The sequence below is a fragment of the Sphingomonas sp. genome (assembly GCF_035490575.1).
In the GTDB taxonomy this organism is placed as follows: domain Bacteria; phylum Pseudomonadota; class Alphaproteobacteria; order Sphingomonadales; family Sphingomonadaceae; genus Sphingomonas.
The window spans coordinates 1-11,685 of sequence record NZ_DATJLI010000140.1 but is presented as its reverse complement, the minus strand read 5'-3'; the positions used below and the strand labels follow the sequence as shown (position 1 = coordinate 11,685).

14 protein-coding genes and 2 tRNA genes are annotated in these 11,685 nt (G+C 67.8%); 4 read left to right on the top strand and 12 right to left on the bottom strand.

The window, feature by feature from the left end; all coding sequences use genetic code 11:
- Positions 1–16: 16 nt before the first annotated feature.
- Both recF and VL973_RS10460 read left to right on the top strand, forming a co-directional pair.
- Positions 17–1,096 (top strand): DNA replication/repair protein RecF, encoded by a 1,080-nt coding sequence (recF, locus tag VL973_RS10465; RefSeq protein ID WP_325283961.1) that lies wholly within the window; start codon positions 17–19, stop codon positions 1,094–1,096.
- A gap of 34 nt (positions 1,097–1,130) precedes the next feature.
- Positions 1,131–1,214: transfer RNA gene (locus VL973_RS10460), tRNA-Leu, on the top strand.
- 35 nt (positions 1,215–1,249) lie between these two features.
- Here the strand turns inward: VL973_RS10460 and VL973_RS10455 are convergent.
- The 6 genes from VL973_RS10455 to rpmH are packed head-to-tail and all read right to left on the bottom strand — an operon-like array spanning position 1,250 to position 4,504.
- Positions 1,250–1,408, bottom strand: coding sequence for a hypothetical protein (locus VL973_RS10455; protein WP_325283959.1), 159 nt, complete (start codon positions 1,406–1,408; stop codon positions 1,250–1,252).
- Between the two features lie 47 nt (positions 1,409–1,455).
- Positions 1,456–2,097: a ribosome biogenesis GTP-binding protein YihA/YsxC gene (yihA, locus tag VL973_RS10450; RefSeq protein ID WP_325283958.1), complete on the bottom strand. Its 642-nt coding sequence runs from the start codon at positions 2,095–2,097 to the stop codon at positions 1,456–1,458.
- On the bottom strand, positions 2,094–3,791 hold the full coding sequence (gene yidC / locus VL973_RS10445; protein WP_325283957.1) for a membrane protein insertase YidC: 1,698 nt from the start codon (positions 3,789–3,791) through the stop codon (positions 2,094–2,096). Before yidC ends, yihA begins: the two co-directional genes overlap by 4 nt.
- 40 nt (positions 3,792–3,831) lie before the next feature.
- Positions 3,832–4,044, bottom strand: coding sequence for a membrane protein insertion efficiency factor YidD (gene yidD / locus VL973_RS10440; protein ID WP_325283956.1), 213 nt, complete (start codon positions 4,042–4,044; stop codon positions 3,832–3,834).
- Positions 4,041–4,364, bottom strand: a complete 324-nt coding sequence (rnpA, locus tag VL973_RS10435; protein WP_325283960.1) for a ribonuclease P protein component — start codon at positions 4,362–4,364, stop codon at positions 4,041–4,043. The genes yidD and rnpA overlap by 4 nt, the downstream gene beginning before the upstream one ends.
- A gap of 5 nt (positions 4,365–4,369) precedes the next feature.
- Positions 4,370–4,504, bottom strand: a complete 135-nt coding sequence (gene rpmH / locus VL973_RS10430; protein ID WP_096343204.1) for a 50S ribosomal protein L34 — start codon at positions 4,502–4,504, stop codon at positions 4,370–4,372.
- Between the two features lie 160 nt (positions 4,505–4,664).
- On the opposite strand from rpmH, the gene VL973_RS10425 reads away from it, so the two are divergent.
- On the top strand, positions 4,665–6,173 hold the full coding sequence (locus VL973_RS10425; protein ID WP_325283955.1) for a YifB family Mg chelatase-like AAA ATPase: 1,509 nt from the start codon (positions 4,665–4,667) through the stop codon (positions 6,171–6,173).
- A 7-nt stretch (positions 6,174–6,180) separates the two neighbouring features.
- Here VL973_RS10425 and VL973_RS10420 read toward each other — a convergent pair whose 3' ends face one another.
- The gene (locus VL973_RS10420) at positions 6,181–6,615 is read right to left on the bottom strand and encodes an NIPSNAP family protein (protein WP_325283954.1); all 435 of its coding nucleotides are present in this window, start codon (positions 6,613–6,615) and stop codon (positions 6,181–6,183) included.
- On the bottom strand, positions 6,612–7,085 hold the full coding sequence (locus tag VL973_RS10415) for a hypothetical protein (protein WP_325283953.1): 474 nt from the start codon (positions 7,083–7,085) through the stop codon (positions 6,612–6,614). Before VL973_RS10415 ends, VL973_RS10420 begins: the two co-directional genes overlap by 4 nt.
- A 217-nt stretch (positions 7,086–7,302) precedes the next feature.
- Between VL973_RS10415 and VL973_RS10410 the strand changes: the two genes are divergently transcribed.
- Positions 7,303–7,839: a hypothetical protein gene (locus VL973_RS10410; protein WP_325283952.1), complete on the top strand. Its 537-nt coding sequence runs from the start codon at positions 7,303–7,305 to the stop codon at positions 7,837–7,839.
- 22 nt (positions 7,840–7,861) lie between these two features.
- Here VL973_RS10410 and VL973_RS10405 read toward each other — a convergent pair.
- The 4 genes from VL973_RS10405 to VL973_RS10390 all read right to left on the bottom strand — a co-directional run.
- A tRNA-Thr gene (locus VL973_RS10405) sits at positions 7,862–7,937 on the bottom strand.
- Between the two features lie 20 nt (positions 7,938–7,957).
- Positions 7,958–8,830, bottom strand: a complete 873-nt coding sequence (locus VL973_RS10400; RefSeq protein WP_325283951.1) for a hypothetical protein — start codon at positions 8,828–8,830, stop codon at positions 7,958–7,960.
- Entirely contained in the window at positions 8,827–10,203 is a 1,377-nt protein-coding gene (locus VL973_RS10395) for a serine hydrolase domain-containing protein (protein WP_325283950.1), read from the bottom strand. Before VL973_RS10395 ends, VL973_RS10400 begins: the two co-directional genes overlap by 4 nt.
- A gap of 28 nt (positions 10,204–10,231) precedes the next feature.
- Positions 10,232–11,685 (bottom strand): glycosyl hydrolase family 95 catalytic domain-containing protein (locus tag VL973_RS10390; RefSeq protein ID WP_349254993.1); only part of this gene is annotated, 1,454 nt, incomplete at its 5' end.

Here is an 11,685-nt window from a genome sequence, read left to right as displayed (position 1 = left end):
CCCTTATGGGGGGCGCATGCTCGTCCGCCTCGCGCTCAGCGATTTTCGCAACCACCGTGACGCGGTGATCGAACCCGGCCCCGGTTTCGTCGCGCTGACGGGCGAAAACGGGGCGGGCAAGACCAACATTCTGGAAGCCGTATCGCTGCTGGCGCCCGGCCGCGGCCTGCGCCGCGCGCCCTTTGCCGCAATGGCGCGGCAGGGGGGACCCGGCGGGTTCGGCGTGGCGGGCACGCTGATCGGCGATGCGACGCTGGGAACGGGCGTGCAGCCACAGGCACCCGACCGGCGGCTGGTGCGCGTCAACGGCGCGGCAGCACCCGCGACCGCGCTGGCGGAATGGCTGGCCGTGTTGTGGCTGACCCCGGCAATGGACCGGCTGTTCACCGAACCCGCCAGCGAGCGTCGCCGGTTCCTCGACCGGCTGACGCTGGCGCTGGAGCCGGGCCATGCGACGCACGCCACGCGATACGAATCGGCAATGCGCGAACGCAATCGCCTGCTGGCCGATGACGCGCCCGCCGACCCGCAATGGCTGACCGCGATCGAAGCGCGGATGGTCGAACATGGCATTGCGCTGGACGGCGCGCGACGGCGCACGGTGGCGGCGCTGTCGGCGCTGCTCGATCACACCGAGGACGGGCCATTCGCGCGGCCGGCGCTGGTGCTGGAGGGATTTGTGGGCGAAGGCGGATCGCTGGCGCGCGAACTGGCGCAGGGCAGGGCGCGCGATGCCGCGGCGGGCCGCACGCTGGCCGGGCCGCACCGTGCCGACCTGTCGGTCACGCACCGCGCCAAGGATCAGGCGGCGGCGCTGTGTTCGACCGGCGAGCAAAAGGCGCTGCTGCTGTCGATCGTGCTGGCCCATGCCGATCTGGTCGCCGCGACGATGCCGCATCCGCCGGTCCTGCTGCTCGACGAGGTCGCCGCGCATCTCGACCCCGTGCGGCGAGCGGCGCTGTTCGAACGGCTGGCGGGCAAGGGGCAGGTGTGGATGACGGGCACCGAACCCGCGCTGTTCGCCGAACTGGCGGGCGAGGCGGTGCGGTTGACCGTCGCTGACGGGCGGATCGAAGCCGACACTGGCGCTTCGTGAAAAGGTAGGATAATGGCGCCGGGCTATTGCCGTTGCGGGCGTGGCGAAATGGTAGACGCAGCGGATTCAAAATCCGCCGGAGCAATCCATGTCGGTTCGAGTCCGACCGCCCGCACCATTTTGATTGCGTCGGTGCCGAACGGCGATTGGCGCCTATTTCTGACCCTCGGCACGGTCGTCGGCGGGATAATCCTCGGGCGTGGTGCTGCCGACATTGGGGCGATCTTCGGGGCGTTCCTGCGGGCGGCCGCCTTCGGGTTCGCGGTCTTCATCCGGCGTGGTGCGGGTATCGGCGGGGTTTCGATCGGTCATCGCGCGTCTCCTTGGCGGTTCAACGCAAGGGTAGCTGAGAATGTCCGTCAGCCGATCGCTTCGAGCACCGCGGCGCGCAGTTCGGGCAGGCCCATGCCCTTTTCGCTGGAGGTGACGAGGATGCCGGGATGCGCGGCGGGCCGTTTGCGCGCTTCCTCCTCGGTGCGGGCGTGAACCTCGGCCAGTTCGCTGGCCTTTACCTTGTCGGCCTTGGTCAGCACGATGCGATAGCTGACGGCGGCATCGTCGAGCATCTTCAGGATCTCGCGATCGACATCCTTGATGCCGTGGCGACAATCGATCAGCACCAGCGCGCGCTTCAGCGCCTGTCGCCCGCGCAGATAATCGTTCACCAGATAGCGCCACTTGCGGACCATGTCCTTGGGCGCCTTGGCAAAGCCATAGCCGGGCATGTCGACCAGCCTGAACGCCAGCGGTTCGCCGACTTCGAAGAAGTTCAGCTCCTGCGTCCGGCCCGGCGTGTTCGATGTGCGGGCAAGCCCATTGCGATTGGTCAGCGCATTGAGCAGCGACGATTTGCCCACATTCGACCGGCCCGCAACCGCGATTTCGGGCGCGACCGGATCGGGGATGAAGCGCAGTTCGGGCGCCGATTTCAGGAACGAAACCGGCCCGGCGAATAGCCGTCGCGCATCTTCCACCAGCACATCGTCAAAGACTGGGTTCACTTGGCGGGCGCGGTCTTGAGCGCGGGGTGCTGGCGATACAGCCACCATTGCTGCGCCATGGTCAGGACGTTCGACGTGATCCAGTAGACCTGAAGCCCGACGGCGAACGGTGCCATGATGAACATCAGCATCCACGGCATGATCGCGAACATCTGCTTTTGCATTTCGTCCATCGGCGCGGGATTGAGCTTGAACTGCGCCCACATGGAAATGCCCAGCAGGATCGGGAACACGCCGATCGCGATGAATGCCGGGGGCGTGAAGGGCAGCAGGCCGAACAGGTTGAGCGGCGTCAGCGGGTCGGGCGCCGACAAGTCACGAATCCACAGGATGAAGGGCTGGTGCCGCATCTCGATCGTCAGGATCAGCACTTTATACAGCGCGAACATGATCGGCACCTGCAACAGCATGGGCAGGCATCCGGCCAGCGGATTGACCTTTTCGGTCTTGTAGAGCTGCATCATCTCCTGCTGAAGGCGCGGCTTGTCGTCCTTGTGCTTGGCCTGCAACGCCTTCATCTTGGGCTGCAGCGCGCGCATCCCCGCCATCGACGCGAACTGTTTCTGCGCGATGGGGAACAGCAGCAGGCGGATCGTCAGCGTCAGCAGCATGATCGCGACGCCGAAATTGCCGACCAGTTTGAACAGCCAGTCGAGATAGTAGAAAATCGGCTTTTCGATGATGCGGAACCAGCCCCAGTCGATCGCCTTGTCGAACTGGACGATGCCCAGTTCGCCCTCGTAACGGTCGATCAGGTCGACTTCCTTGGCGCCCGCGAACAGGCGCGTCGTCTGCGTCACCGACTGACCGCGATTGAGCGTCACGGCATCGCGCCAGGTCGCTTCCGCGCCGAACAGGTCGCCAGGGCGCTGGCGCAGTTGCAGTTCGACCGGCGCTTTTTGATCGGGGACCAAAGCCGTCAGCCAGTAATGGTCGGTAAAGCCCGCCCAGCCGCCGGTGGTGGGATAGCGATGCTCGCTCTCCCCCACTTCGTCCCAGTCGACATAGACGGCGCTGCCGTCGCGAACGGCCATCGGGCCGACATGCGCGACCCACTGGTCCTGATCGGCTGAGCGACCGCGGCGCAGCACATAGTTATAGGGCTTGAGCGCGACCGGCGCGCCGCCCGCATTCGCCACCGATTGTTCGGCGGTGAACATGTAATTCTCGTCGATCGACAGCTTGATACGGAATCGCAGACCTGCCGCCGTCGCCGTGTCCAGCGTGACCGGACGCCCCGGCGCCAGCACGTCGCCGGTGGCCTGCCACACGGTATTGGCATCGGGGGCGCCCGCGCCCTGCCAGCCGAACCCGGCGAAATAGGCATCGGCCGCCCCCGCCGGCGACAACAGGCGGATCGGCGGCGAATTATCGGCGACCGTCTCGTCATAGCGCTTGAGCACCAGGTCATCGAGGCGCGCGCCCTTGAGGTTGATCGACCCGGCCAGTTCCGGCGTATCGATCCGCACGCGCGGGGTTTCGGCGATCACCTGCGCCCGGTCGCGCACCTGGGTCGGCGCGTCGGCGGTGGGATCGGCCTCAGGGTTGGCGACCACCTTGGTCTCGCCACCCTCGATTCTAGTCACCGGCGGATTGGCGGTGGGGAAGAGATAGCCCGCCACCACCGGCCAGCCGAACAGGATCAGCGCCGCCAGTGCCGCGAACAGGATGAAATTCTTGCCGTCTTGCTTCACCGAAACCTCGTCCCCGTATGGGTTGGGCGCCCGCCCCTGGTCAGGGCACCGGATCATATCCGCAGCCGCCCCATGGATGGCAACGCCCGATGCGCCTGAGCGCGAGCCAGCCGCCCTTCACCGCGCCATAGCGGCGAAGTGCCTCGATTGCATAGGCCGAACAGGACGGCGCATAGCGACAGGTCGGAGGCAGAATGCGCGAGGGGCCGATCTGCCAGCCCCGCGCGACCAGGATCAGCACGCGCGCGATCACGGGCGCCTGGCCACCCGGCCCAGCGCCTTTTTCAGGTCGCGCACCAGTTCGTCATAGGGACGCTCGATCCCCGAAGCACGGCCGATCAGCACATGATCGTGCCCCGCCAGCCCATGTTCGGGCAGCACTTCACGCGCCAAAGCGCGAAAACGCCGCTTCATCCGGTTGCGGATGACGGCGTTTCCGACCTTTTTTGACACGGTGATGCCGATTCGCTTGGCAACGTCGCCGTCGCCGCGATCGCGTGCCTGCAGGACGAAACCCGGCATCGGCGCGCGCTTACCGCCGTTCGCCGCAAGATAATCGCGGCGTTCGGTCAGGCGTTTCAGGCGCTCAGCTTCTTGCGACCGCGCGCGCGACGCGCACGGATCACCTTGCGGCCCGCCGCCGTCGCCATCCGCGCGAAGAAGCCGTGCCGGCGCGCACGCACCAGATTGCTCGGCTGAAAAGTCCGCTTCATCGTTCATTCCCTAGGCATAACGAAAAAGGGCCGCCCGAAGACGGCCATCACAGGGGAGCGCCCTTACGCTGCGACGCGACTCGAGTCAATTGCGGCCGCCCCGTTCCAATCGCCGTCCGCGCTGCTAAGCAGTTGCCGGGCGGCAACAAGGGGGCGGGATTTGGTCGCGATCGTATCGACGGTGGCGTATCTGGGGCTTGAGGCGCGCGGGGTCGAGGTCCAGTGCAATCTGGTCGCGGGTGTCCCGGCCTTTGTCATGGTCGGGCTGGCCGACAAGGCCGTAGGCGAAAGCCGTGAGCGCGTGCGCGGGGCGGTCGCCGCGATCGGCCTGGCGCTGCCGCCCAAGCGAATCACCGTCAACCTGTCGCCCGCCGATCTGCCCAAGGAAGGATCGCATTACGACCTGCCCGTGGCGCTGGCGCTGCTGGGCGCGATGGGCGTTGTCGATGTCGAGACGCTGGCTGATTATGTCGTCGTCGGCGAACTGGGGCTGGACGGACGCATCGCGCCGTCGCCCGGCGTCCTGCTGGCGGCGATGCACGCCGCCGCCATCGGCAAGGGGCTGATCTGTCCTGCATCGCAAGGGGCGGAGGCGGCGTGGGCCGGCGGGATCGAAGTGGTCGCCGCCGACAATCTGATCGACCTGCTCAATCACCTGAAGGGCACCGCGCTGCTGCCCGCGCCCGTCCCCGGCGCGGTGGAGGATGCCGCCCGCGGTCCCGACCTGCGCCAGGTCAAGGGACAGGAAACCGCCAGGCGTGCGCTTGAGATCGCGGCGGCGGGCGGACACAACCTGTTGTTCGTCGGGCCGCCGGGAGCGGGCAAGTCGCTGATGGCCGCGTGCCTGCCCGGCATCCTCCCGCCGCTGAGCGCGGCCGAGGCGCTGGAGGTGTCGATGGTCCAGTCGGTTGCGGGAACGCTGGCCAATGGTCGCCTGACGCGCACCCGCCCGTTCCGCAGCCCACACCATTCCGCATCGATGGCGGCGCTGACCGGTGGCGGACTGCGCGTGAAGCCGGGGGAGGTCAGCCTGGCGCATCTGGGCGTGCTGTTCCTCGACGAACTGCCCGAGTTTCAGCGCGCGGTGCTCGATTCGCTGCGCCAGCCGCTGGAAAGCGGAACGGTCAGCGTCGCACGCGCCAATGCCCATGTTACCTTCCCGGCGCGGGTTCAGTTGATCGCGGCGATGAATCCGTGCCGGTGCGGCCATCTGGGCGACCCGGCGCTCGCCTGCGCCCGTGCGCCCAAATGCGCGGCGGATTATCAGGCCAAGGTGTCCGGCCCGCTGCTCGACCGCATCGACCTGCATGTCGAGGTGCAGCCCGTCACTGCCGCCGACCTGATCCAGCCCGCCCCTGCCGAGGGTTCGGCCGAAGTGGGCGCGCGCGTGGCCGAAGCGCGCGCGGTGCAGACCCGGCGCTATGACGGCACCCCCGCGCGCAGCAATGCGGAGGCGGAAGGCGCGTTGCTGGACGCGCATTGCACGCCCGACGAGCCGGGCCGCGCGCTGCTGGCCCAAGCGGCGGAGGCGACGCGCATGTCGGCGCGCGGCTATACCCGCGTGCTGCGCGTGGCGCGCACCATCGCCGACCTGGGCGGCGCACCGACCATCGGCCGGATGCATGTCGCAGAGGCGTTGAGCTATCGCCGCCGCGCGCCGACCAACTGACCCGCGATCAGCGCTGCAGCGTCAATGGCGGCGAGTAATCGGCCATCGTCATGAACACGCTGTCGACCTTTGCCACCAGCTTGCCATCGGCCTCCGACGCGGCGGCGACGGCGCGCCATTCCGGGTCGTTGCCAAACGCCTTCCAGCTTCGCTCGCGCGCCGCGCGGTCGGGATAGGCGAGGACATAGACGATCCGACCCTCCGGCGCTGCCTCAGTCGGCTGCTCGTTCCAGTAAGCGACGTTTTTCATCCCGTGCCGTGCGAACAGCGCCAGCGTGTGTTCGCGGAAACGCTTGTTCAGCGCTGCCAGCTTGCCCGGCGCGGGATAATAGATGCGAAGCTCGTAAAACGCCGCTTGAGGATCGAGCGCATCCTGCGCCGGTGCCGCGGCGGCGATCGTCAGACAGGCGAGGGGCGCCAGCAGCAGCGGTTTCAAAATCATTGTGCTCCGCCGGTCTGCTTGTCAAATTCGGCCTTGGTGACGTTCAGCAACAACTGCTCGCCCTTTTTGCCGAACACGTCGGCGGGCACCATGGCCCGCGACGACCCGGACAGCAGTTGCACCCCTTCGGGCTTGATCGCCTCGATCGTGCCCAGCGGAACGCCCGTCGAGTCGTTCACGACGGCGCCGACCATGAAATCGGCCGGGGTCGCGGCGACGATTTGGTTGGCGCGGCGTCGCGACGCGCGTGTCGAGGGGATCGGGTCCTTTGGCGCGCGCTTGGCCGAATCAACTTCGTCCCGGATATTGTCGAGCGCGAACTGCTGATTGCGATCGTTATTGACCGTGCGCGAGGTGTCGTCGCCCAGCGACGGGTCGCTCAACCCGCCCGAACCGACCGCCGTTTGTGCCTGAGCCGCGCCCGCCACCAGCATCGACGCGGCCAGCGCCATGCAGAACCGATATGCCATTCGATCTCTCCCGCTTGTCGCCGCTATCATCGCTGCGTTGAAGCGAGGGGAGCATATCCCACTGACGCCCGATCGCAAGCATTCCGTCGGGGCGCAGGCGCTGCGCCCGGCCATGCAAGGGTGGTTCATTGCGTCGACAGCTTGCCCCGGTTACGCGTGCGGGATGGTTCGTCGCTCGCAAATCGCCCTGTTGCTCCTGTTCTCGGCTAGCGCCAGCATGGCTCAGGTCGAGCCGGGCCGTATTCGCACCGTCGACATCCCCCCGTCGCAGCCGGAGCCGATCGCGCCGCCACCCGAAGCCGTCGCGCCCGATCCTGCGACAGAGGAACCGCCGGTGGACAAAACGTCGGACGGCCTCGTGCTCGACCTGCCAAGCATCGAGGAGGCGCGTTCGTTCGATATCGATGGGGACTCTGGTTCGATTCCTGCCGACATGATGGATGCCGGGCTGGACGCCGGCGCGACAGCGCGCGCGATTGCCGCGATCGAGGCGATCCGGCTGCGTGAGGCGAATGCCCGACAACTGGCCGCTGCCCGCCAGCAACTGGACCGGATACAGGCCGAAAAGCAGGCGGAGCGCGACCGGCTGGCCCGATATCGCGAGGCAAGCGCGGCGCACGCGGCGGCGATGGCTGATTACGAAGCGCAGGCCGAAGCCGCCCGCGCGGCGCGACGCAAATGGGAACGCGATGTCGCGGCCTGCCAGGCGGGCGACCGAAGTCGTTGCGGGCCGCCATTGCCGACGCCGCAATAACCCGTGCGACCTTAAAGGACGATGGTGCCGGCTGCAGGGATCGAACCCGCGACCCCCTGATTACAAATCAGGTGCTCTACCAACTGAGCTAAGCCGGCACGGCGAATGCGTCTTTGCGTCAGGTCACGCCGAAGGTCCAGCCTTCGGTGCGTGCAATTTCGTGGGTCAGCGCGGGCGGCGCCCATAATTCGGGGCGATGCGCGGCGACGCGCAGCCATGCGGCGGTCAGGATCGCATCGCTTTTATGGTCGTCGACCGGCCCGTCGACGGGCGCGGGGCGGCTGCCGAGTGCCAGCAGCGCGTCGTTCAGCGCGTCCCATGTCCGCATTTTGGCACGTCCTTTGGCTCGGCCCGCCGCCAGCGCGGCCAGCGCGGTATAGATTTCCACCAGCACCGGGCCCGCTGGCGGCAGCGGATCGAACGGCCAGACGGGCATGCGCCCGTTCAAGCGGTGCAGCACGCGCATCCCGGTGAAGCTGGACTTGCCGACCTGCGCCGCGCCGACGAGATTGAGGTTGCTATAGGGGTTCAGCCCCTGTTCGCGCTGTGCCACCTCGGTCGCGCGCAATCGGCCGCGACCGGTGAAATGCTCGCCCTTGCGCCCGCCATGGCGGCGCAGATGACGGGCGATTTCGGAGTGATCGACAAAGCCGCTTGCGCCCAGATGCGCGTCGCTATCGCACAGATGCTCGACCAGCGCCCATAGTGCCTTGGCATCGGCGGGACTGTCGGCCCAGCCGGGAAAATACGCGTCGCAATCGACAAAGGGCAACGCGGGGCCAAGGTCCAGCCCGACGACGGCGTCACCGGGCAGTTCATGCGTCAGCCAGTGAAGCACATCGCCGCGGGACCAGACATGGCCGGGCCGCACCAGCAAGGGAACATCGTCGCCGGCGGTGCAGCTTGCAACCGCTATCCCCTTTTGCCGCGGACCCACTGCCCCCGACCAGTCGATCGCAACGAAATGGCCGAAGCGGCCGCGTGCGATCATTCGGCGTCGATGACCGCGCGGGTAAAGGCGGCGATGTCGAACCGGTTGCCCACGCCGTCCTCACCGCGCCGCACGACGACGAGCCGTTTTGACGGCACGACCATGACATATTGCCCGCGATTGCCCTGCGCGGCGAAGCTGCCTTCGGGCAGGTTCTGTTCGGCGCCGAACAGCCACAATGTCGCGCCATAACCCGCTCCCGTCGCGGGTTGCGGCCCGGCGGGTGTGGTCATGTATCGCACCCAGCCTTCGGGCAACAGCCGCTTGCCCTGCCACATGCCGTCATCCAGCCAGAGTTGTCCCAGCCGGGCAAGGTCGCGCGCGGTCGACCACACCTGGCTCGACAGGATGAAATTGCCGCGCCAATCCTGTTCGGCGACGGTGTGGGTCATGCCGAGCGGATCGAACAGCCGGTTGCGGGGAAAGGCCCGATAGGCGGCATCGCCCATCGCTTCCCTGAGCGACCGGACTGCCAGCAGCGTGTCGTTATTGGCATAGCGAAAACGACTGCCGGGCGCGGCCTCCAGCGGCCAGCCGGTTGCCTGCTCATCGACGGCGGTGCCGCCGAAATAAATGGCGTCGGTGCGGTTACCCGCATGGTCGCTGTGCAGACCGCTGGCCATGCGGAGCAACTGGTCGAGGCGGATGGCGGCGCGCGGATCGCCCGGCTGGCGCCATGCGGCGATGCGCGCGGGCGCGTCGGTCGTGACGGCGCCGTCCATTACCGCCATGCCGATCAGCGTGCCCGCGATGCTCTTGGCGACCGACCAGGTGCGGTTCGACACGAAGGGTCCCCAGCCATCGCCATAATGTTCGCCGACAACGCGCCCGTCGCGCAGGATGACGACGCCGGTCGTTTTCGCCTGTTCGCCGAACCCGCCCGAAAAGGCGCGGTCGATGGTGCTTGACAGCGCGCGCGACGGGCGCGGGGCGATCCCGGCATCGCCCATCGGCCACGCGCGCGGATCGGCGCCGCGAACGGGCGGCACGGCGGTGCCGAGGGCGGGGGTGCTGCCGATCGGCTCGCTGCGGCACCCCTGACCCGCGGCAAAGGTGGAGACGCGCGGCGGCAACTTGCCGTCGAACGCCACGCTGACTTGCCCGCCCACCCGGTCGATCGTCGCGGGCAAATCAGCGATCAGCGGCTGGTATTCGGGATAGATGCCCGCCAGCTCATCGCGTTCGACCTGCGCCTGCGTGCGACCTGCGTTGAACATGCCGCTGCACAGCATCGCCGCCTTGTATCCCGCCGCGATGGCGCGGGCATAGGGTGTGGCGGGCGTATCGGCCACCTGTTGCGCGGGCGCGGCCGCCGACAGCGCCAGCGCGGCAATGGCGAGCAGGGTCGCGCGGGTGGCGGTCGGGCGTGGCATAAGCGGGGCAATCCTTTTCCGGCGGCGTTCACCCACGGCTGAAGGCCGCGCGCCGCAGCGTCAAGGGCTGTCCGGCCTTCAACGCGACCTGAACCGCGCGGCCATGCGCGCGGATCGTCCGGTCGCCGTCCCGTTCGGGCCGCAGCACGACTTCTTCGATCTGGCCTCCGCTCCATGACAGGTCGATAGTGCAGGCGCCGCGCGCGCGCAGGCCCGTGATCCGCCCGGTCGGCCAGGCGCGGGGCAGCGCGGGGAGCAGGTCGATGCGGTCGCCATGGCTGTGCATCAGCATTTCGATCACGCCCGCCGCGCCACCGAAATTGCCGTCGATCTGAAAGGGCGGGTGCGCGTCGAACATGTTGGGATAGGTGCGATCGGGTCCCAGCAGGAAGTTCAGGATGCCGTGCGCGCGGTCGCCGTCGCCCAGCCGCGCCCACAGGTTGATGCGCCACGCCGTTGCCCACCCCGTCGCCCGGTCGCCGCGAATGTCGAGCGTGCGTTTGGCGGCAGCGGCCAGTTCGGGTGTGTCCTCCAGCGAAATCTGGTGCGCGGGATAGACGCCATACAAGTGCGAGACGTGGCGATGATCCTGTTCGGGGGCGTCGGCGTCCCAGTCCTGCTGCCATTCCCGCAACTCGCCGCGGCGGCTGATTTTGTAGGGGGCCAGCCGTTCGCGCGCCGCGCGCAGTTCGGCCACCATGTCCGCGTCGGTATCCAGCAACGTCGCCGCCATCGCCGTCTGGTCGAACAGGTCGCGCAGGATCGCCATGTCCATCGTCGGCCCGGCGCACAGCGCGCCGCCATGCCCGTGCTGGTTTTCGGGGCTGATCGACGGATTGGTGACCAGAAAGCCGGTGCGCGGATCGCGTTGCAGCGTATCGAGGAAAAAGCGCGCCGCCCCCGCCATCACCGGATAGACCGACGCCAGGAACGCGGCGTCCCGGCTATAGTCGTAATGCTCCCACAAATGCGTGCACAACCACGCGCCGCCCGTCGGCCACATGCCCCATGATGCGCCGTCGATCGGCGCGGTCGCGCGCCACAGGTCGGTGTTGTGATGCGTCACCCATCCGCGCGCGCCATACATTTCGCGGGCGGTGCGTGCGCCCGTCTCCGCCAGTTCGCGCACCATCTGGACCAAGGGCGCGGCGCATTCGGACAGGTTGGCCGAATAAGCGGGCCAGTAATTCATCTCGGTATTGATGTTGATCGTGTATTTCGACTGCCAGGGCGGGTCGAGGCTGTCGTTCCACAGCCCCTGAAGCGTCGCGGGCTGACCGCCGGGCTGCGAACAGGCGATCAGCAGGTAGCGGGCATATTGGAAATACAGCGCCGCCAGCGCCGGATCGTCTGCGGTCTGCGATGCGGCGATGCGCCCATCGGTCGGCTGGTCGGCGGCGGCGGTGCGGCCAAGGTCGATCGACACTCGCCCGAACAGCCGCCGGTGCGCGGCGCCGGCATCGGCGGCGATCCGGTCGAAAC

What these genes read in the sequence shown, in the direction of transcription:
- VL973_RS10395 (WP_325283950.1), bottom strand. Translation starts at nt 10,203, where the DNA reads ATGCCACGCCCGACCGCCACCCGCGCGACCCTGCTCGCCATTGCCGCG.
- VL973_RS10415 (WP_325283953.1), bottom strand. Translation starts at nt 7,085, where the DNA reads ATGGCATATCGGTTCTGCATGGCGCTGGCCGCGTCGATGCTGGTGGCG.
- rpmH (WP_096343204.1), bottom strand. Translation starts at nt 4,504, where the DNA reads ATGAAGCGGACTTTTCAGCCGAGCAATCTGGTGCGTGCGCGCCGGCAC.
- VL973_RS10410 (WP_325283952.1), top strand. Translation starts at nt 7,303, where the DNA reads ATGGCTCAGGTCGAGCCGGGCCGTATTCGCACCGTCGACATCCCCCCG.
- VL973_RS10420 (WP_325283954.1), bottom strand. Translation starts at nt 6,615, where the DNA reads ATGATTTTGAAACCGCTGCTGCTGGCGCCCCTCGCCTGTCTGACGATC.
- VL973_RS10455 (WP_325283959.1), bottom strand. Translation starts at nt 1,408, where the DNA reads ATGACCGATCGAAACCCCGCCGATACCCGCACCACGCCGGATGAAGAC.
- recF (WP_325283961.1), top strand. Translation starts at nt 17, where the DNA reads ATGCTCGTCCGCCTCGCGCTCAGCGATTTTCGCAACCACCGTGACGCG.
- VL973_RS10400 (WP_325283951.1), bottom strand. Translation starts at nt 8,830, where the DNA reads ATGATCGCACGCGGCCGCTTCGGCCATTTCGTTGCGATCGACTGGTCG.